This window comes from Mesorhizobium sp. WSM3864, assembly GCF_002294955.1.
Lineage (GTDB): Bacteria > Pseudomonadota > Alphaproteobacteria > Rhizobiales > Rhizobiaceae > Mesorhizobium.
Genome location: NZ_NSGD01000020.1, coordinates 53,273 through 73,671, shown reverse-complemented (window position 1 = coordinate 73,671; position 20,399 = coordinate 53,273). Strand labels below are relative to the sequence as shown.

General features: G+C 57.9%; 10 protein-coding genes and 6 pseudogenes. 7 read left to right on the top strand and 9 right to left on the bottom strand.

All coding sequences use genetic code 11. From position 1 onward, the window contains the following. The 4 genes and pseudogenes from CK215_RS26390 to CK215_RS30960 form a co-directional block, all read right to left on the bottom strand. Positions 1-389 (bottom strand): annotated as a pseudogene (locus CK215_RS26390) (hypothetical protein); the annotation flags it as partial. A 566-nt stretch (positions 390-955) separates the two neighbouring features. Further along, positions 956-1,099, bottom strand: a pseudogene (locus tag CK215_RS32065) (IS110 family transposase); the annotation flags it as partial. A gap of 449 nt (positions 1,100-1,548) precedes the next feature. Continuing rightward, positions 1,549-1,794: a DDE-type integrase/transposase/recombinase gene (locus CK215_RS30965; RefSeq protein WP_141245538.1), complete on the bottom strand. Its 246-nt coding sequence runs from the start codon at positions 1,792-1,794 to the stop codon at positions 1,549-1,551. A 43-nt stretch (positions 1,795-1,837) separates the two neighbouring features. Further along, a complete protein-coding gene (locus CK215_RS30960; protein WP_141245537.1) occupies positions 1,838-2,191 on the bottom strand; it encodes a hypothetical protein in 354 nt (117 codons plus the stop codon). A gap of 235 nt (positions 2,192-2,426) precedes the next feature. Here CK215_RS30960 and CK215_RS26375 point away from each other — a divergent pair, with 235 nt between their 5' ends. From CK215_RS26375 to CK215_RS32055, 3 genes are all read left to right on the top strand, one after another. Continuing rightward, complete coding sequence (locus tag CK215_RS26375) at positions 2,427-3,686, top strand: acetyl-CoA carboxylase biotin carboxylase subunit family protein (protein WP_095832636.1); 1,260 nt, start codon at positions 2,427-2,429, stop codon at positions 3,684-3,686. A 161-nt stretch (positions 3,687-3,847) separates the two neighbouring features. Then, positions 3,848-4,405, top strand: coding sequence for a hypothetical protein (locus CK215_RS32060; protein ID WP_245418817.1), 558 nt, complete (start codon positions 3,848-3,850; stop codon positions 4,403-4,405). A 112-nt stretch (positions 4,406-4,517) separates the two neighbouring features. Next, positions 4,518-4,736, top strand: a complete 219-nt coding sequence (locus tag CK215_RS32055; RefSeq protein ID WP_280953091.1) for a transposase — start codon at positions 4,518-4,520, stop codon at positions 4,734-4,736. A 332-nt stretch (positions 4,737-5,068) separates the two neighbouring features. Here the strand turns inward: CK215_RS32055 and CK215_RS26365 are convergent, their stop codons facing one another. Then, entirely contained in the window at positions 5,069-5,866 is a 798-nt protein-coding gene (locus CK215_RS26365) for a class I SAM-dependent methyltransferase (RefSeq protein ID WP_170950401.1), read from the bottom strand. 757 nt (positions 5,867-6,623) lie between these two features. Beyond that, positions 6,624-7,058 carry a hypothetical protein gene (locus CK215_RS32050; RefSeq protein ID WP_245418823.1) on the bottom strand — a complete coding sequence of 145 codons (435 nt, stop codon included), beginning with the start codon at positions 7,056-7,058 and terminating at the stop codon, positions 6,624-6,626. Between the two features lie 30 nt (positions 7,059-7,088). On the opposite strand from CK215_RS32050, the pseudogene CK215_RS32045 reads away from it, so the two are divergent. Beyond that, a pseudogene (locus CK215_RS32045) lies at positions 7,089-7,181 on the top strand (transposase); the annotation flags it as partial. Positions 7,182-7,191: 10 nt separating this feature from the next. Here the strand turns inward: CK215_RS32045 and CK215_RS26350 are convergent. Further along, positions 7,192-7,583, bottom strand: a pseudogene (locus CK215_RS26350) (transposase); the annotation flags it as partial. Positions 7,584-8,184: 601 nt separating this feature from the next. On the opposite strand from CK215_RS26350, the gene CK215_RS26340 reads away from it, so the two are divergent. Next, positions 8,185-15,240 (top strand): non-ribosomal peptide synthetase/type I polyketide synthase, encoded by a 7,056-nt coding sequence (locus CK215_RS26340; RefSeq protein WP_170950400.1) that lies wholly within the window; start codon positions 8,185-8,187, stop codon positions 15,238-15,240. 185 nt (positions 15,241-15,425) lie between these two features. Continuing rightward, positions 15,426-16,742 (top strand): aminotransferase class III-fold pyridoxal phosphate-dependent enzyme, encoded by a 1,317-nt coding sequence (locus CK215_RS26335; RefSeq protein ID WP_095832628.1) that lies wholly within the window; start codon positions 15,426-15,428, stop codon positions 16,740-16,742. 256 nt (positions 16,743-16,998) lie between these two features. Here CK215_RS26335 and CK215_RS32040 read toward each other — a convergent pair. After that, positions 16,999-17,551 (bottom strand): annotated as a pseudogene (locus tag CK215_RS32040) (transposase); the annotation flags it as partial. Between the two features lie 186 nt (positions 17,552-17,737). On the opposite strand from CK215_RS32040, the pseudogene CK215_RS26325 reads away from it, so the two are divergent. After that, positions 17,738-18,909, top strand: a pseudogene (locus CK215_RS26325) (IS256 family transposase). A 278-nt stretch (positions 18,910-19,187) separates the two neighbouring features. On the opposite strand, the gene CK215_RS26320 reads toward CK215_RS26325, so the two are convergent. Beyond that, positions 19,188-20,396, bottom strand: a complete 1,209-nt coding sequence (locus CK215_RS26320; RefSeq protein ID WP_095832626.1) for a M20 aminoacylase family protein — start codon at positions 20,394-20,396, stop codon at positions 19,188-19,190. Between the last annotated feature and the right edge of the window lie 3 nt (positions 20,397-20,399).

Below are 20,399 nucleotides of genomic sequence, written 5' to 3'. Positions count from 1 at the left end.
ATGCGATAAGCAGGTGTTGGAACCCCGGCTTCCGCGAGGAGCTGACGTTGAACGAATTTGTCGCAGCATCGTTCAATGGATACGGGGTTCGGTCCCGGTAGATCGAAATACCGGCAGAGCTTGCCAGCTGTGGCATAGAACGACTCCTCGGCGCTGGTAATGCCAGCAATGTCATGGATCGCACGCAGCTGGAAACATTCGCGAATCAGCGCATCGAGATTGTCTGTATCAACGTGGATTGCCTCAAAGCTTTCCCCCGGAAGAGAGTTGTACTTAGCTGGATCAGCCAACAGGATAATTGGATGAAGACCAAGACGCTGGGCCGCTTGGACATATAACGGACCGTTACTCCATCTGCCTTCAACTAGGATGAGCGCTCTTCTTGCCATTGGCTATCGACTCCGACGTTGCGTGCTGTAGAGCGGTCGAGATAAACGACATTAGCTTTTTCAGCCGGTGACCTGAGACTTTGCAGTGAACATACCATAGGCTGCGATTCGTATTCGTTAAGGTTCTATAAACTTATTTGAATGTCTGGCTGGCCAGTGTGACACCTCGATCTGCCGTGGTTTTGTAAGTGGTGATGCCGCACTGCAGAACGTGCCCAGGTGTCGTGCTGAGGTGACCTGCGACGGGCAATGTCTTCCATCTGAGATTAGAGTCCGGCCTCGATTGAAGGACGGACTGATGGAGAGAAAGCGGATTGCGGAAGACATGGGTTCTCTGATCGCGGAGCTGATTGCATGCTCCTTTTCGGCGTATCCATGTTCCTGCCGGCCCTGTGGTTTTCTTCGCGGTTAACACTGGGTCACCGCACCTTAGGTTTCGGGACGTGGGTGCCTCAATGTAATCGACGCAATACCTTAAATAGGGCTGCGTCCCTCACCGACGCCATCGTCCCGGCAGGGACATTCACCGCCGAAAAGGCGGATCTTGCTTCATGCTTAGCTGGTGATTACGCGGTCGCCTCCTCCTTCGGCCAACGGAATTCGCTGCCGTCGATCCAGATCCGATGCATGATCACAGCCGGTTTGCGGGCGACGGCCACTCGGGCTTTCTTGTTGCCTATCCGGCGGACCAGGCGCGCGCGCCACGCTTTTCAGCGCCCCCATACTGGACCGATGATCGAGACAGAGCATCCAGTCGTCGCCCGGCAAGCGTCGGGCCATCTGCTCCGAGCACCAAGCCCTGGCCCATCGCCGATCATCGCTCTGACGGGGGCTTGGTGGAAGATCTAACATCGCTGGTGCCGTTCCGCCGGCCTGTCGGAACAATCTGGCTCCAACAGGCTGCGACATACCAGCCGCAAGCGCAGCATCTTCGCTGGTCAGCCCCTGCGCTATCCCCAACCAGAATCGCTAGAGTTCAGATCGCCCCGCCACTGGCGGACGTCCCGCCGACGGCAATGGCGCCCGTCCAGAACTTCGCTTTCCAATGCCCATCGCAACCTCCTTCGTTCAGGTGTTGCGACGACCGCTTGAATCCGCCTTGGGAGCTCGGAATGATGAATTCAGCGGGCCGGCGGCTGGCGCCGTTCAATGGCCGCCTTCAAGGCTGCCTCGTCAACCGCGCATCGATCGATCGGCCAATGGCGTAGCCGACGATCATGCGCGACAAGGCCTCGAGAATGACTGCGACGCAGACGAAGCGGGTCGGCAGCGCGACATAGGTTATGTCGGAGACCCAGAGCCGGTTCGTGCCGGTTGGAACGATGTCCCTGGCCAGGTTGGGGAAGATCGGGCCATATACTGCGATGGCGCTTCTCACCCCGCAGCCAGCCAAGAAGGCGCGCATCAAAAGCTCCGTGGCGAGCCGATCTATGTTGGCACGCCGGTGCTCACGCGACACCCCAACCCTGGCAGCGTGGATCGCATATGCCTTGATATCGCGCGCCCGCAGCCGCCGCGCCAGCCAAAAGCCGGGGCGGGCCGCCTCGGGCAACGGCGATCCGCTTGCCCGGTCCGTCGGGCTTCCGTCGCGCCAGCGCTACAGCAGCTTCAACAATTTTGGCGCGTCGGCATAAATTTTCTTCAGCGGCTGGCGCTTGCAATCCGGAACGAACGGGCCAATCAGCCACTTCGCCTTGCTCATTTTTCAGCCGCTTCGCCTTGCTCATTTTGATGACGGCGACGATCGAGTGTTCCTGTTCGAGAGCGACAAGAGACCGGTTTGCGTCAAAAGACTGCGACATAGATCGCCTCCCTCTGATGGGATTCGACAGGGCCGAAAATGTCCACGCCCTCGACTTTAGCCCCAAGCTGCTACCTGACCGGGACAAAACCTTCCAATAACTTTACATAAACTTCACGACCGTAAGTCGCTCGACAATGGTATGTCACGACAAAATCGGAGGTCAGGCACAGCTGAAAAAGCTGATGCCGATTACCTCGACCGCCGCACAGCACGCAAGGTCGGAGTCAACAGTCATGGCAAGAAGAGCGCTCATCCTGGTTGAAGGCACAAGAAACACAGGTCTGCTGTATATCCAGGCGGCCCAGCGTCTTGGCCTTTATCCAATTATCCTGTCGAGCGATCCAGCTCGGTACGACAATCTTGGGGCGGAAAGCATTGAGGCAATCCATGTAGATACAGACAGTCTTGATGCGCTGATCCGCGAGTGTTCTCGGCTACGGGCGGCCTACGATATCGCTGGCATTACGTCCTCCGCGGAGTCGTTCTATGCGACGGTCGGCAAGCTCTGCCGGCATTTCGATCTACCGGGACCGAATCCCGCGTCCATTGAGCGATGCTGCGATAAATTCGCTCAACGTGAACTCCTGGCTGGGGCAGGCGTTCCAGTGCCGGGTTATCGCTTGGCAGCGAATACCAGGGACGTAGAACGTTCCGCTGCGGAGATCGGCCTACCGGTGATTGTTAAGCCAGCCGTCGGCAGTGGCAGCCGCGGTGTCCGATTGTGCCGCAATATCGATGAGCTCACCGAGCATACGACCTATTTATTGGGCGGGAAGCACGTATGGCGGTCTTCGCCGAGGATACTTGTCGAAGAATTCGCCCAAGGCCCATTCTATTGGGCTGACATAATGGGAAATGAGCTTGTTGGAATTGCCGCCGCCGACTTTGGCCCTCCACCGCATTTCGTTTTTCGTGAGTGTACCTGTCCGGCACCGCTGACTGACAACGAGCATAAGCGTATCGCCGATGTCTCCCTGAGCTGTTTGCGAGCTCTGAGCCTTGGCTGGGGACCAACGAACGTTGAACTCCGATGGACCAAGCGTGGACCAGTCGTCATTGAAGTCAATCCGCGTCTTGCGGGTTCGCCTGTTCCTGAATTAGTCCTGTTGGCTTACGGTGTCGATCTCATCGCCGGACACATCAAGCTTGCCATCGGCGACGAATGGAACTTGAGCAGAAGGCATTCGCACACTGCGACGGTGCAATGCCTACTTCCTGATCGCGATGGTACCCTCGATTGGATCGATGGCGACAATCTGGCAGCTGCGGTACCGGGTGTCGCCCAGGCCAAATTGTTTGTTACACCCGAGACGCCGATCGTCAGGAGAGGCGACTACACAGACAAGATCGCACATGTCATCGCCGCTTCACCCACCCGTGCACAGACTGCGGCGATACTACAGCGTGCCGTCGATTTAATTAATTGGTCGATCACGCCATTTCCGACTGCTTGCGAACGGGAACAATATGCGGCTCCGTACCTCCCGGATTGAGAAAGAGAGTGCGGCTTACGAACTAAAAGCGTGTCGCGTCTTAATGGATTCAGGATTCCCCTTGATCTGAGTTCCTGATTCATTGCGGTTTGAAAGGAGACCGCGATGGGCAAGCCGCTACCGCTTGAGTTGAGTAGGCGAGTTGTATGTCGATGAGGGACATGGCCACCGCGGAGGCTGCGCGCCATTTCCGGGTTTCGCCTCGCTTCGTGAACAATCTAATCAAGCTGCGCAGGCATAGCGGTTCACTTGAAGCGCGCCGGCAGGGTCATGTTGGAGGCGGCAAGCTTGAGCCGCATGCCGAGTTTGTCGGCTCGCGGCTGGCCGAGACCGGCGAACTGACGCTGGATGAGCTTTGCGTCGAACTGCAGGGGCGCGGGGTGAGCGTGCACCGCTCCAATGTCGGGCGTCTGCTTAATCGCCTAGGGCTCAGTCATAAAAAAACTCTGCAGGCCAGCGAGCAGCAGCGGGCTGACGTGCGCCAGGCGCGTGACCTGTGGATCGGACGGCGAAAGCGCTTCTTCAACAAGTCTTTGACGCGGCTGATCTTCATCGATGAGACGTCGACCAACACCAAGCTGACCAAACGCACCGGCTGGGCGCCGAAGGGCAAGCGCTTCAGGACGCATGCACCATTCGGCAAATGGCAAACGCAGACCTTTATCGCCGGGCTGCGATGTCACGGCCTTGTCGCACCGTGGATCGTCAACGCACAATGAACGCCGCTATCTTCGAACACTATGTCGAAACGCAACTGCCCCCCAACTCTCGCCTGGCGGTGTCGTCATTCTCGACAATGTCGGCTTCCACTAGAACGAGCGCGCCACTCAACTGGTTCGCCAAAGGGGCGCCTGGCTCCTCTTCCTGCCGCCATACTCGCCAGATCTCAACCTGATCGAGATGGCCTATTCAAAACTCAAGTCGCGGCTGCGAAAGAAGGCGGCCAGAACCTTCGACGCTCTCTGCCAGGCTCTCGGCGATATCTGCCAACTGTTCGATCCAACCGAATGCACAAACTTCTTCAAAGCTGCCGGATATGAGGCCAATTAATCGCGACACGCAAGCACACCATTGCGCCTCAATGTATTTGACGCACTACCTTAATAGAGCTGCCTCTCATCTGCGAGGTCACCGACGAGCCCCGCGATCAGAGAACCCCATCTCTATAAGCGGCTGATAGTGGCAGACGGTGGCGGGCCAGAGTGCGACGGGTCGGGCCGCGGCCAAATCCACTGGCGGAGCTTCTCCCGGACCGGCTTTGCTCGCCGTGACACGTCCAGAAAACATCTCGGTCACTACGCGGCTCCTGCGGCTAAGTTGCCGTGGGCGTGGTAGAAGCCTCGATCTATCTCAGCACGCGTCATATTCTTCTAAGCTTTTAGTCAAACCCTGGCGACCACCAGTAGCTCTTTGCCATAGCAAGGCGGAGAATGCAGGAAGTCGCTGCACTCCGCCTCAACCGAAAAGGCGCAGCGCGCCAGCAAATGGTGCAGCTCCCACCGGTGCGTCCAGCGCAGAACCAGCTCGCGCGTCTCTTCCTGCAATGTTTCGCCATCTTTTCCGATTTCCAAAAAGCGCCAGACATCGTGCCGTGTTTGCGCAAAGTGATCATAGCGGGTATTTAGGAGATTCCGGACATAACGCCGTCCGCTTGGCTCATGTACGGCAGAGCGCGACCGGGGAGGCACCAGCTTTTCTGACAAGATGTCAACGTGGAGGTCGACAAGATCAAGGACAAGTCGGCCACCAGGCCGGATATGCTGATGAATGGCCTTCAATGCTCTAATCTGCAGCTCGCTTGTGAGCAAGTGCTGAAAGGAGTGAAAGGGTGCCAATACGGCGGCGAACTGCTCATCCAGCTGGAGGTCTGACATGTCCTGCTGAACAAATCGCAATCGTTGTTGTGCCGCGATCGGTATCTCGGCCGCCTTGCGTTCCGCAATTGAAAGCAGGCCCCCCGAGGTATCCACACCAGTAACATTGAAGCCAAGCTCTGCGAGGGGCAATGCGACGCGCCCGGTTCCGCATCCGACTTCGAGTACGCTTCCGCCGGCTTTCTGCGCGATCCCTGCGTAAAAATCGATGTCCTCGACGGGCGTTTGCGGCATCTTGGGGCTATAGAAGGCATCAAAGGACTGTACGAAAAGTGAATTGGCCTCGTCGTCGTAAAATCGCTTCAAGAGAATCTCCATCCATCGGGCAATCGAAGTCATCTCGCGCTGGCGCACCACCCGGGCGTCGCGGCTAAAACTCAAGCCAAAAGCTTGAATCCCGTGGCGATCAGCAAGATGGCCAATGGATAATCGTCGCTCCAGATGTTTGCAAAATAATATTATGTAACGTTTCAGTTGCGGTTATGTCAGATCACTCGCTTCTTGCTGCGATACTTGGACGCCATCCTGACGGCTATGGGCGGTTTTGTCACTGAGTTGCCGGTCCCAGGGTGGCGCAAAGCCCAACCTTCTCAACCGGTGCGGGGGCCAACCGGGAGTAGGGCGACCCCTCCGCCCAGTTGCTTCTCCTGGAGCCGCTGAGCCGGTCGCGTGCGCTTCACACGTTTGGAAGGCTCAACGGAAAAGCCATCACGCGGCGACCTATTTCCACCACAAAGGCGACACGATCCCCAGCAATGATCAGACTAGGGTATCCCGCGACATATGTGGAACGGCCACGCGGGCAAAGCGCTTTAGGTGCGGTCATATGTCCGGCCCTTCAGCGCGGTCTAAGACCGCTGGCCTCGACGAAATTCGCGATGCGAGGGGCTGATCATCTGACGCGCTGTGAGCGCATTGTCGCGCCGGCCTCTCTCGCCTCGGGATTTCGTCCCGCGGGGTCATCGTCTAATTGTGCACCTCGCCTCTGTCCGGCATCGCGCCGGCCAGTCCGTCCTGGTCGTCGTTCGCCTCAGGCGCGCGTGTTGCGCCGCTTGCCGCACCATTATTTCGAAATGTCCCGCCCTTGGTGAGCAGCGCCCAGATAATCCTCGCCATCCTGTTGGAGCGCGACCGCGACGGCTTTGAAAGGCCGCCGCGCTAAAAGGGCGACTAGCCATCGCGGCGCTTTGTCGTTGCCCTTAACGCGCCGCGAGACCGACGTCGCGCCACAAACGAGCAGCGAGCGGAGTTCGGAGTTGGGCGTTATTGCCGCCCTCGGCACGGCTAAAGTGGCTGCGTTGATCGAGATCGTCCGGGACGAGGAGGACGTTTGCCTGCCAAAAGCCGCTCGTTTGGCGAAATCGCCGATCAGATCGAGGCGCTGACGCGTCAAATCGACAAGCTCGAACGAGGGGCTGTCCGCGAGGCGCAGCGCGACGAGGACAGGCGGCGGCTGACCCAACCCGGGCGCCGGAGCGATCACGGCGGCTTCCGTCAAAGCGCCGATCCCGGAGCCCGACTGGTCAAATCCGGCCGTTACTTCGCCGCCTGGCTGGGATTGACGCCAAAGCCCCATTCGAGCGGCGGCAAGGAGCGGCTCGGCGGCATATCGAAAATGGGCAAGCCGACGTCAAATGCCCGCGAAGCGCGTTGATCGCCTGCGTTTGCTGGCGGATCAAAAGGGCACGCGTTCTCAGCACCATGGCCGCCGCCGGTTGATCAGCCGATTTGATCGGAACGAAACGCATGGTCTTGACCGCTTCGCTGATCGCTTCGGCGTCGGCGGCGTCCGTCTTGCCCCGTTTCACGAATGGCTTCATATAAATCGGCGGGATCAAACGCATGTCGTGACCGAGCGCCGCGATCTCGCGCGCCCAATAATGCGAACCGCCGCACGCCTCCAAACCAGCCAGACGCGGCGGAAGCTTTTCGAAAAAGCCCAGCAGCTCGGCTCGAGGCAGTCTGCGATTGAAAATCGGCGCCCCTCGGCGCCGGCGCCATGAATTAACGTTCTCGACCAAATCCAGGCCGATGGTGCTAACCTGCTTCACGGAACGGCTGCCTTCCTTGTGGCGTCGCCCGCAACGACCACGTTAGCACTTAGATGCTGTCGGTAGCGGCGCCGTTCCACACCCATCTGGGGATCTTCCGCATATTTGGTGCAGGGATTCACGGGCGGTGCGAGTGGGTCGATAAAGTCGGAATCGCAGTCGACGCCGATGATTCGCCCGTGCTCCATGCCTTCCGCTCTCTGGTCTCGACCGAGCTTTCGATCTCCAATTCATCCCGCAGGCCGACAAGGTGGTCGTAGCCCGGCCGAAGGCGACAGAGTCGTGCTGTCCCTCCTGCGGCTGCCGAACCGGCCGCGGCGTGTAAAAATATACGAATAAACTTTAATCATCCTGAAACAGTTTATACTACTCGATCCTTCTATTGAACTTTCATTCAACATTTTTCATTTCCAAGTCATTAACAATTTTGATTCCATGCAATATGCACTCTGCGCTACGGCAGGGTATTACGACCGGTTAAAATATACGACACAAATAATTCTCCAACAGTTCAAACCATCTTCAAGAGAAAACGGGCATGTTCTCCGGATAACTATGAGGCTGGAGAAAGCAATGGATCATGTTACGCGTCCGCTGTCGCACGGCCAGATGGGCCTTTGGATACATCATCAAAAGCGACCGACAGGTAGCGAATACAATCTGCCAGTCCAACTGCGCATAAAGGCACCGTTCGACATTGATGCCTTGCGGCGCGCGCTCCGGTCATTGATCGACCGCCATGAAATGCTGCGCACGACCTTTCACCAGGACGGCGAGCAGGTCGTTCAGCGCATTCATGGGACAGCCTCTCTGAGTTTTCATGTCGTTCGGCTAAACGTCGAAGAGGCGGATTTCCATCACTGTATCGCAGCGGAAGCTCGCTCGCCTTTCGATCTGGAACATGGGCCTGTGTTTCGCGCTCATCTGTTCATCAGCAGTAACACAGACGAGGTTCTCCTCCTCAACTTCCATCACATCGTTTCCGATGCCTACAGCATTCGCACCTTCCTGCACGAGTTCGGCAGGCTCTACCAGGCGTTCTGCGGCAATACGGATGTGCCGGGTCTGAACGCGGCGGGCCTTTACGGGGACTTCGTAGCCTGGCAACAGCGCCTCCTTGTCGACGACGACGGAGAGCGCATGTTGGCCTACTGGCGCAGACAATTTGTTGATCATGAGCCTGACCTGGCCCTTCCGACAGACCGACCACGAGCCGCACTTGCCACGCACACCGGGTCAGTTCTCTCAGTGAATATCGAGATGTCACTGGTCGCCCGCTTGGAGCGACTGGCGGACCAAGAAAAAGTGACGCTCGCCACCGTGCTGCTTGCTGCCTATTACGTCCTGCTGCATCGTTATGGCGACCAGGATGACATCACCCTCTACGTGCCACGACTCGGCCGTCCGGCAGGCAATTTTTCAGGGACCTTTGGGTATTTTGTGACGCTGGCAGCCCTACGGCAGAATCTTTCCGGAAATCCCATTTTCCTCGACCATCTGCAGCGGGTGCGCGAGCTCATGCGTTGCGCGCGCAGCCACGAGTATTTTCCCCTTCCGCTGCTACTGGAGAAACTCAAGCTGCCCACGGCAGCCAATCGCAATCCCCTCGCGCAAGCAGTTTTCAACTTCACTCCGGAAGCGGTGAGTTCTCTTGGCTTCACGCCATGCGAGGTCGACCTCTCCGGCTTGCCCGCGCAGATCCAATTTTGCGAGACAGATATCTGGATCGATCTCGATTTTCGAATCCTGGCCAGCAAAAAAAGTGTCCGCCTAGATGTCGTATACAATGCGGATTTGTGGGATACTATAACGATCGAGCGGCTGGCGAACCACTATCAGTTGTTACTAGAGGCGATTGCAGATGCGCCAGAGCGACCGATAGGCGACTATAGTCTTCTGACGAAAGAGGAAGAGCACCATCTTCTGCACGGTTTGAACGACACAAGTGCAGTTTTCCTGGCCGACATTTGCTTGCACAACCTGATCGAAGCGCAGGTTGCCGCTTACCCAGACAATATCGCTGTCAGTTGCCCATCGGAGGCACTCAGCTATGCCTTACTAGAGCAAAGGGCAAACAGGCTCGCCCGTCATCTAATTTCAAAAGGTGTCCGCCTTGGAGACGTCGTCGGCGTTTTTGTTGAGCGTTCGTGCGATCTCATTGTCGGCTTTCTAGCGATCTTGAAGGCGGGGGCCGTCTACCTTCCTCTCGATCCGCGTCTCCCAGCCGAGCGTCTGCGCTTCATCCTGCGGGATGCTAGCGCCACTGCAGTGATAAGCAAAACGGAACTTGAGGAACACACGTTCGGGAAAGACCTGTGGCCAAGCATTGAAGGTGCGAATGGATACGCGATGGTTCTCCTCGACAGGGACCGCCCCACAATTGCTCTGCATGAAGTCACACCTCCGTACTGTCTCGCCGGACCCTCCGATTTGGCTTACGTGATCTATACCTCCGGTTCGACGGGTCAGCCGAAAGGCGTGATGGTTGAACATCGCAGCGCCTGCAACATGACGGAGGATCTAAGACGCACTTATCAGTTGGGGCCAAATAGCCGGGTATTGCAGTTCGCTTCCTGCGGATTTGATGCGTCGCTGTTTGACTTCATGCTGGCCTTATCTTCTGGTGGTCGATTGTGCTTGGCGCCCCCATCAGCGTCGCTGCCTGGAGCAGAGCTTGCCGAGTTCATGCGCCGTGAGCGCATTACCGCTGCCGGTCTTACGCCGACAGCGTGGACCTCCTTGCCGTCGACTGACCTTCCTGATCTCACGGTGATCAAGTCAGGTGGAGAGCCCTTGCCGTCGAGCCTCATTGAGCGATGGGGTGAGAACCGCCGCATCTTCAATTCTTACGGCCCTACTGAGACGACCGTTTATTGCATAAGGACCGAAGTTAAGGCTGGGGAGCAAAGGCCGCCCATTGGGCGCCCCGCCATCAATACTAGTGCCTATATTCTAGATCGCTATGGTAATCCGGCCCCGGTTGGCGCAATCGGCCAGCTTTGCATCGGGGGCGTCGGCATAGCACGCGGCTACATCAATCACGATGAACTCACGCGGGAGGCTTTCGGAACGAACCCATTTGATGATGATCCGCAATCCCGGCTTTACAGAACTGGGGATCGCGCCCGGTATCGGTCAGACGGGATGATTGAGTTCTTGGGCCGGAAAGACGGACAGATCAAGTTCCGTGGCATGAGGGTCGAGCTTGCCGAGATCGAGCAGCGCCTGATGGAGCACGAAAACGTTAGGGCTTGCTGTGTTATGCTGAGAGACAGTCCCGATGAAAATGCGAGCCTGACAGCCTACGTGGTGAGGCGACGTGACAGTTCGAAGGATACCGATGAACTTCAATCTTTTCTGCGCGCCGCGCTGCCTCGGTATATGGTTCCCTCACACTTCGTGTTCCTCCCGCAGTTGCCAACCAATCGTAGCGGCAAGATCGATCAGCGCGCTCTTCCCGAGCCGAGAAACGTCTCGAAATTTAAGGCCGCAACTTTTGCCACCGGCAGGTTACAGACGGAAGTGGCCGAGATCTGGAAGGACTTGCTGAAGCTGGACACCGTCGACGTTGAAGACAATTTCTTCGATGTCGGCGGACATTCCCTAGCTGTCGTTCAGGTTCAAGCGCGTATCCAAGATCGTCTGGGCATCGATTGCAAGATTCTGGAGCTTTTCGAACACCCCACCGTAAGAACGCTCGCTGCGCATTTAGCCTCAACTCAAGCAGATCCTCACTCAGCTGAAGATTTTAAGAACACGATTGGTTCTCCCGGAAGCCGAATGGAGGCCAAACTGGACCGCAATGCTGTCGCGATCATTGGTATGGCGGGCAGGTTTCCGGGGGCAGAGAACGTCGATCAATTCTGGAGCAATCTGGTCAATGGCATAGAGTCGATCGCAGACTTGGATGAACAGACGTTGCGAGAAGCTGGCGTCGGACCTGACACTTTGCGAACCCCTAATTATGTGAGGCGCGAAGCCGTTGTCAGCGGAGTTGATCTGTTTGACGCGGCGTTTTTCGGCATCTCGCCTAAGGAAGCAGTGTGGATGGACCCGCAACAGCGAATCCTGCTGGAAACGGTGTATCAGGCGCTCGACCATGCGGGATATGGATCGCGTGAGAGGGCAGGAGACCGTGTCGGGGTCTTTGCTGGCGTGGGGGCAAACCACTATCTCGCTGACCGCGAAGTAGACCGCGACCTGCTGGATTCAGAGAAGTTGCAGATCCGCATTCTCAATGGCAGCGATTTCACGACGACGCGCATCGCCTATAAGCTTAACCTGACCGGCCCCTGCGTGTCAGTTCAGACGGCCTGCTCCACTTCGTTAGTTGCTGTTCACCTCGCTTGCCAGAGTCTGCGCAGCAAAGAGTGCGATATGGCGCTGGCGGGCGGTGCATCGATTTCCTTGCCCCATGGAAAAGGCTATCTGCACCAACAAGGCCATATCTTCTCGCCCGACGGCCACTGCCGTGCGTTCGACGCTAAAGCACAAGGAACGGTGAGAGGCAGCGGAGCAGCAGCTGTCGTGCTCAAGCGGCTCAGCGACGCCTGTAGAGACGGTGACTATATCTGGGCAGTCATAAAGGGGACCGCCATCAACAATGACGGCGCCGCCAAAATAGGGTTCACCGCCCCCAGCGCCGACGGACAGGCTGCGGTGATTCAAGCCGCCCTCACCGATGCCGATGTTTCTGCGGACACCATTGGTTATGTGGAGGCGCATGGCACGGGAACATATCTTGGAGACCCCATCGAAATCTCTGGCCTGACCAAGGCCTTTCGTTCGCAGACCGCAAAAAAACAATTCTGTGCAATAGGTTCGGTAAAAACAAATATAGGGCATTTAGACGCCGCAGCGGGTGTAACGGGATTGATCAAGGTTGCCACGATGCTGAACAAGGGGGTCATTCCCGCTAGCCTACATTTCGAGGCGCCTAACCCAAACATTGACTTTCAGGATAGCCCGGTACTCGTAAACAAGACCCGCACCGCTTGGCCCAAAGGTGATGCGCCAAGACGCGGCGGGGTTAGCTCATTTGGCATTGGTGGCACGAACGCCCACGCGATTCTTGAGGAGGCTGCGCCGCGAACCGGTGAGCACACCAGTGGCAGGCCGCACATCTTTCCGGTATCGGCGGCGAGCAGGTCGACAATGACCGTAATGCTCCGGCAACTGGCCGGCTGTATCCGCCGAAGCGATATTCAGCATAACGCAGCGAATGTCGCATATACGCTGCAAAAGGGTCGAGCGGCTCTCAGATATCGCACTAGTTTTGTCGGATCCGATCTGGCGGAACTAGCCGACCAACTCGATCAGGCGGCACTGAATACGGACGCGTCGGGAGAGGCGCCAAGCGGTGAACACCACATGGTGTTCATGTTCTCCGGCCAGGGCGGGCAGCAGATCGGAATGGGTCGGGAGCTTTATGAAGAAGAGCCTGTATTCCGCAACGCCGTCGACGAATGCGCAAAATGGCTCAACGAGCTCGCGCACATTGATTTCCGCCCAATGCTCTACAGCGAAACCAAATCCGATGACGAGCTTAACCCCCAGTTGGAAGCAATCATACAACCCGTCATCTTCGCCACTCAATATGCAATGGCGAAGCTCTTCATATCCTGGGGCATTTTTCCAGCAGCTGTAGTCGGCCACAGCATCGGCGAATATGCAGCCGCTCAGATCGCTGGCATCATCTCGTTACCCGACGCCATTCGCCTGACACTAAAAAGAGGACACTTAACGGCCCGCGTGCCTGCCGGCGGCATCGTTGCAGTCGGCCTGTCGCCCGAAGAGCTCCGGCCATATTGGAACGAAAACCTTTCGTTGGCGGCAATAAACGGGCCGTGTCAGTGCGTCGTTTCCGGGGCCGCATCTGAGATCGCAGCCTTTCATGAGCAACTGCAGTCGAAATCCATAGCGAGCAAACAGATACGCGCGAGCCATGCCGTGCATTCATCACTACTCGATCCAATCCTGCCGGATTTTAGGATTCATGCGGAACAAGTTGAGTTGCAAACCCCGCAAATTCCGTTCATGTCGACGGTGCTCGGCGACTGGCTTGAAACGGACTCGCCGATCGATGGCAGCTATTGGGTCCTCAATCTGCGAGAGACGGTGCAGTTCCATCGGGCTTTCGATCGACTGATGCAATCGGGCCATGAGTTGTTCATTGAGATGGGGCCTGGGGCAGCTCTGTCCAGACATTCCAGGCAGTTCAAGTCAAAGAGCAACCTGCGCGGCCCGGTCGCCTTCGCAGCCTTGCCAGGAAGCGATCATGGGCAAGGCGATCATGCGAGAGTGTTGCAGACAATGGGCAAGCTTTGGACATGCGGCGTTGGTATTGACTGGTCTGGCCTGCACGTACATAAGCGTCCGCAGCGTACTCCCCTCCCGCCTTATCCATTTGATCGCAAGCGTTACTGGCTCGACGCAGTCGCCACGAGGGAGCAGGTCCAAAATGCCGAAGACGCTGGGGGCTCATCCGTCGATCGCCCGGCTGGGAACGAAGGAGGGCGCAGTCCGATTTTGATTGTCTCTGCTGAGGCAGCTTTGGACCGCCAAATTGCGGCCGTCTATCGGGATATTCTGGGCGTGGATGACGTTGCGCTGACCGACAGCTTCTTTGATCTTGGTGGCGATTCGTTGAGCGCCTTAAGCGTCCTCGGTCGAATCGAGCAGCTAACGGGAGAGAGATTGGCTGTGTCCCTGCTGCTGGAACATCAGACACCAGAAGGGCTCGCATTAGCCCTCTCGAAGACCCATGGTGACGCGCGTCCGAGGGCATTAGTGCCGATACAAACCGGCGGTTCGCACGTACCTGTGTTTTGCCCCCACCCCTTTGGCGGACATGTACTCTTATATACGCCCCTCGCTAAAGCACTGGGTGCAGAGCAGCCAGTCTTCGGATTACAGGCGAGGGGCCTGAATGGTGAGGCAAAACCTCACCTGAGCATTAGGGAGATGGCAGGAGAATATGTTGAGGCCATCAAGAGCGTTCAAGCATGCGGCCCTTATCAGCTCGTCGGCTTGTCCATGGGCGGTAGCATTGCTTGGGAAATGGCCTGCCAATTGCGCGATGCTGGTGACGAGATATCGATACTTGGGCTGCTCGACGCCAAAGCAATTCACAAGGATGAAGATCACACAGACGGCCGGTATCATCGCCTGCTCGGCAACAGTCCCATTCCTGACTGGCTGAGCGAGCAAGCGATCATATTGACCGTGCTTTTTCCCGTGTTGAAGAAACATTGGCGAAGGTTGAAATCCATCAAACGTGAGTGTCAGGTTACGGCCTTGCGAGATTTCGGGACGCAAGCGGGCAATGTCCCCGATATGAGCAATACGCAGCTCAATAATATTCTGACAGTTGCGGAGGCAAATAGAATTGCGCTGCGTGATTATACACCTCGGCCCAACGACAGCAGGTCCGTTCTCTTTGCGGCAAAAAATGGGCTGCGAACTTTCACTAACCAGCCCGATGGCGATCTTGGGTGGGGGCAATTCGCGCGAAGCCCCCTGGAAATTCACGAGGTGCCAGGTGACCATTACACGATGGTCGCTTCGCCGCATGTGAGGGTCTTGGCGAAAAAGCTTAATAGCGTTCTCAATCAAAGGAGTAGGCGATGACACCCAGCACATTCGCGAAAGTCTCCGATCTGCGCACGGCTCGGGGGCAACGTCCGGATCGGATTTAGACAATTTCTACAAACGAGACTGGACGACCTGCGCAAAGCATTGTCGAGCAGGTGGCTGGCTACTTCCCGATAAGGCGCAAACCGCGCTAGCCCTCAGAGCAAATGTGAGGATTCAAGATGAACCAATCGACCGTCGAGAAACTCGCCCTCGAACGCGCAATCGAGGAATTGCAAGCCCGCTATTCAAACGCTAATCTCAGGAGTCGAGTGCAGCTTTCCACGGCGCGCCAGGTGCTCCCCGGCGGAAATACGAGGGCCGCGCTCCACTACGATCCGTTTCCCGTATTCATCGAAAGCGCGGAGGGAGCCCGCGTCATCGACGTCGACGGGCACAGCTATATGGACTTCGCAAACGACTTGACGGCCGGGTTCTACGGTCATTCCCACCCGATCATACTGGCCGACATCCGAAGCGCGCTCGATAACGGTATCAGCTTCGGTGGTCCCCATAGGTATGAAGAAGCGCTGGCCAAAGCGATATGTAGTCGTTTCTCGTCGATCGAGCGTGTTCGCTTCTGCAATTCCGGCACCGAGGCCAATCTAATGGCCATGGGCCTGGCGCGCGCGGTAACGGGCCGGCCGCTGGTGCTCGCCTTCCATGGTGGATATCATGGCAGCTTTGCGAACTACATCGGTGCCGGAATGCCGCTCAACGTCGACAAGCCGCGGCTGCGCTTCGCTCGATTCAACGACGAGGAAGATGTTCGGCGAGTCCTGGAAAAGGATGGAGCACAGACCGCCGCCATCATCATCGAACCCATGATGGGGAGCGGCGGCGGCATTCTGGCCGATCCTACATTCCTTGCCAATCTTCGGGTCATCGCGGATGAGTGCGGGGCGCTTCTTATCTTCGATGAGGTTCAGACCGCCCGCTTCTCCCCTGGCGGCCTCCAGGATCTAGTTCAGGTCCGCACCGATCTCACAACGCTTGGCAAGTCGCTAGGTGGTGGCCTGACATTCGGTGCCTTGGGCGGACGCGCGGACCTGATGGATCGGCTGGACCCGTCCCTTCCTGGCGCTATCGGACATGGCGGCACGTTCAACAATAATGTCCTGACCATGATCGCCGGCCAGGTCGGTCTAACGAAAGTAGCGACCGCCGAGGCTCTCCATGGGGCCAACGCCCGCGGCGACACGCTGCGCCAGAGCCTCCTTGCAGCCGCGAGGGCACGTGGATCAGTGCTTTCGATCGGCGCCTACGGGTCAATTCTATCGCTGCATTTTCAGCCCAAAGCACCCCGTAATCCCGCCGAAATCGCGACCACGCCAGTGCAACGGAAGCTCTTTCAACTGGACCTGCTTCTGCGCGGTTTCTACGTGCAGCGGCGTGGCACGATCAATCTCTCACTGGCCACGACCGATGAAGACTGCACCGCGTTCACCGAGGCCTTCGGGGGCTTTCTTGACCGCTATTCGGCCTTCCTGCCGTCCTGACGACACTCCCTGTAAGCAGGGCAGCCACGCATTATGAGCCCCCTGAAGCGAACCCGAACTGCGGCGCCTGCCTCCTCAGGATTTTTTCAGCTAGCGCGTGACCCTGGACGACATGATCATTTGTGTCGCACGCACCGCGTTCAGGCAGCAAATGCCCCTAAGCTCTCCTTGTTTCGCTCGCGCAAGATGCCTACGCTATGGTACTGTGTGTTTTGCAATTTTGGCTCTGACGCACTTTTTGACCCCTGATCAGGGGTCAAAGTTCGGCTCCGATTAACAGTATCGGGGCTCGAGCCAACCATCGTGGATCTATAGCAAGAGGCGTGCGCCGCATTCCGATTATTGTGATGGTTTCGGCGCAGCGAGGAGCTTCTTCCAAGCCTCGCAAGCGGCGTCGATGATGGCGTCGTAGTTGTCGAAGACGCGGTTTGAGAGCCAATTCTGCCGCAGATATTGCCAAACGTTTTCGACCGGGTTCAGTTCCCGGGGAGCGCGAAGCAGGAAGATCGCGTCATGTTTTTCGGCATCCTGAAGTTGGCGGTGGTGTGCCATACGGCACGGTCCATGACGAGCGCAGCGTGTGCGCCCTCTTCAACATGGCGGCTTATCTCGCCGATATGGCGTTGCATGGCCTCGGTGTCTGTAAAGGGCAGAGCCAGAGCGGCCCCGGCGCCGCGCGCCGGGCAAATCGCCCCAAACAGATACGCACTCTTGCAGCGCTGATCGGCCGGCTGGCGGGGTCGGTTGCCGGGCGTTGCCCATTGCCGCACGATGCCGTTCTTCTGGCCGATGCGGGCTTCATCCCGGAACAATGCTGATCGACAAGACCGTCGGGGCCGGCGAACCGTTGCACCCAGTCGCGCAGCGTCTTCCGATCCATCCTTCGAAGCCCCGCGCAGGTAGTGTTCTGAGAGTTCTGCAAATTCGCTGAGAGAGGGCGGTCATGGCAGGCTGGTGATTGTTCACGCCACCGATTCCCTGGAAGGAACGCCACCATGACCAAGATTGAAAGTAAGACCGCCAGCGCTGCCGTCAAAGACATTCTGCTTTCGCACCCGGATGGACTGCACGAAGTGATCCGTGCAGGAGGTGCTCGAGGCCGAGATGGATGAGGCGCTGGGCGCGCTTCGAAGGGCGAGCGGACGCCGGAGCGGCTCGGCTACCGCTCGAGTTACTGTGGCCGCACGCTTGTGACGCGCGTCGGCAAACTCGAGCTCAGAGTGCCGCAGGACCGCTCGGGGCGCTTCTCCACCGAGCTGTTTGAGCGCTACCAGCTCGGAACGCGCCTTGGTGGCGACGCTGGCGGAGAGGTATGTGCAAGGGGTACGACCAGAAGGTCAAGGCGATCACCGAAGAACTGTGCGGCCATGCGTTCTCGGCCTCGTCGATCTCGGCCATCAACAAGCGGCTGGACGAGAGCCTTGCTGCCTTTGCAAGGCGCCCCCTTCAAGAGCCGTTTCCTTTCCTCATCCTCGACGCGCGCTACGAGAAGGTGCGATCATGAGCCAGGCGGTACTGATCGCGGTCGGCATCGACTGGACGGAAGACGCCAGATCCTGGCCGCGGAGATGGCCAATCGCGAGAGCCGTTCGGTCTGGAAAGACTTCCTCGTGGCGCTGAAGGCGCGCGGCCTGAAGGGCGTTGAACTGGTCGTCTCCGACGACCATGCCGGTCTGGTCGCGGCGATCGGCGAGGTGATCCCGGAAGCGGCCTGGCAGCGCTGCTACGTGCACTTCCTCAGGAACGCGCTCGATCATCTGCCGCGCAAGCACGGCGACGACTGCCTGCAGGAACTGCGCTGGCTCTATCACCGGCGCGATCTCGCCGAAGCCAAGGCCGATCTCGCCGCATGGCTTGCCAAATGGTCGTCGCGCTATCCGAGGCTCACCGCATGGGTGGAAGAGACCATCGAATACACGCTGACCTTCTTTCGCCTGCCGCGCCAACACCACAAGCATCTGAAGTCCAGCAACATGCTGGAGCGCCTCAACGAGGAAATCCGTCGGCGCACTTATGTAGTGCGTATCTTCCCCAATGCCGAAAGCTGCCTGCGCGTGGTCAGGGCGCTTGCCGTCGAAACCAACGAAACTGGATGGAGGCAAACCGATACATCAACATGGACGACCTGCGCGAGCACAAGAAGCTCACTCTGCGCCAAGCCGCATGACCAGTTTCATGGCCGCCCCTTTTTGCAGAACTTGACGCACACAACCCGCGCGCAAGGCGTCGAAGTTCGCTCGCCGAATAGTCATCCCCATAATTTCACCGCTGAACCACACCGAATCTCCTTCGGCATCAGGGAATCACGGTCCACCTGCGACAGAAAATCACGAAAGAGTCAGCGCCCGAGACCGTTGGTATTACACGGTGGGTGACTACGACTCACGATTCAGCTCTGGGCCGTTTCCATTTCGACTTCTGTGCAACCGTCAGGTTCCGGTCTGTCTAGTCCCGTTCTCTGGTCAACAGCTCGACCCAAAGAGCAATTCCGTGGGGCAGGGCCTCGTCATTGAAATCATATTTGGGATTGTGGAGGGGAGCCGTCATGCCATTGCCCATAAAGATGAAAGCGCCGGGCCGGGCCCTCAGCATGTAGGAGAAATCTTCCGCCCCCATAATTGGCGCCGTGTTGCGCCGCACTGCAGCTTCTCCAGCGACGCGTGCGGCGGCATTCCCCAGAATGACAGCCTGGCTGGGATAATTGACGGTCGGCGGGTAACCACGGCGATAATCGAACTCGGCCTCTGCCCCAAACGCCTTGGCGACGGAGCTGGTCAGCGCGCCGACGAGGCTTTCGACTTTGTCGCGGCTGGTGTCTGACAAAGAGCGGGCAGTGCCCTTCATTACGACCTCGGACGGGATGACGTTATAGGCATCGCCAGCATGGATCGATGTGATGGAGAGCACGACCGGGTCAACGGGATCGACGCTCCTTGAGACGATTGTCTGGAGTGCGCTGACCACGTGGTTGGCGACTGAGATTGGATCGATGGTTTCGTGCGGCTGGGCCGCATGTCCTCCCTTGCCGATGATCTTGATATCGAAACGATCGGATGCGGCGAGCATGACATCGTCGGAAAGGGAGAACGTACCGACCTCCATGCCCGGCATGTTGTGAAGAGCATAGACCTCCTCAACACCGAAACGCTCGAAGAGACCGTCCTCGACCATCACCTTGGCTCCCGCACCACCCTCCTCCGCAGGCTGGAAGATCGCAACTAAGGTTCCGGGAAAGGCGCGCGTCCCGGCAAGGTGCTTCACAGCGCCAAGCAAAATCGCCATGTGCCCGTCATGGCCACAAGCGTGCATCCGTCCCACCGTAGCTGAAGCATAGGGCAGACCGGTCACCTCAAGAATGGGTAAAGCGTCCATGTCGGCGCGAATGCCTATCGTCCGACTCGACGGCGCAATTCCTCCACGGACCACCGCAACGACCCCGCTTCGACCGACGCAGGTTACGACCTGATCGCACCCGAAACTGCGAAGCAGCTCAGCGACGCATCCTGCCGTGCGCTCGACATCGAACAAGAGCTCGGGGTTGCGGTGAAAATCACGGCGCCATTCGATGGCTTGCCTGCCAAGCGTCTCGGATATCTTGAAAACTTCCGAGCTGGTAGTGTTCGTGTGTTGAATTGAAGAGAAATTCCGCGGCATTAG

Coding starts and splice junctions, on each gene's coding strand:
- CK215_RS30960 (WP_141245537.1), bottom strand. CDS start 2,191: ATGTCGCAGTCTTTTGACGCAAACCGGTCTCTTGTCGCTCTCGAACAG.
- CK215_RS30965 (WP_141245538.1), bottom strand. CDS start 1,794: ATGCGCGCCTTCTTGGCTGGCTGCGGGGTGAGAAGCGCCATCGCAGTA.
- CK215_RS26375 (WP_095832636.1), top strand. CDS start 2,427: ATGGCAAGAAGAGCGCTCATCCTGGTTGAAGGCACAAGAAACACAGGT.
- CK215_RS26320 (WP_095832626.1), bottom strand. CDS start 20,396: ATGCCGCGGAATTTCTCTTCAATTCAACACACGAACACTACCAGCTCG.
- CK215_RS26340 (WP_170950400.1), top strand. CDS start 8,185: ATGGATCATGTTACGCGTCCGCTGTCGCACGGCCAGATGGGCCTTTGG.
- CK215_RS26335 (WP_095832628.1), top strand. CDS start 15,426: ATGAACCAATCGACCGTCGAGAAACTCGCCCTCGAACGCGCAATCGAG.
- CK215_RS32060 (WP_245418817.1), top strand. CDS start 3,848: ATGGCCACCGCGGAGGCTGCGCGCCATTTCCGGGTTTCGCCTCGCTTC.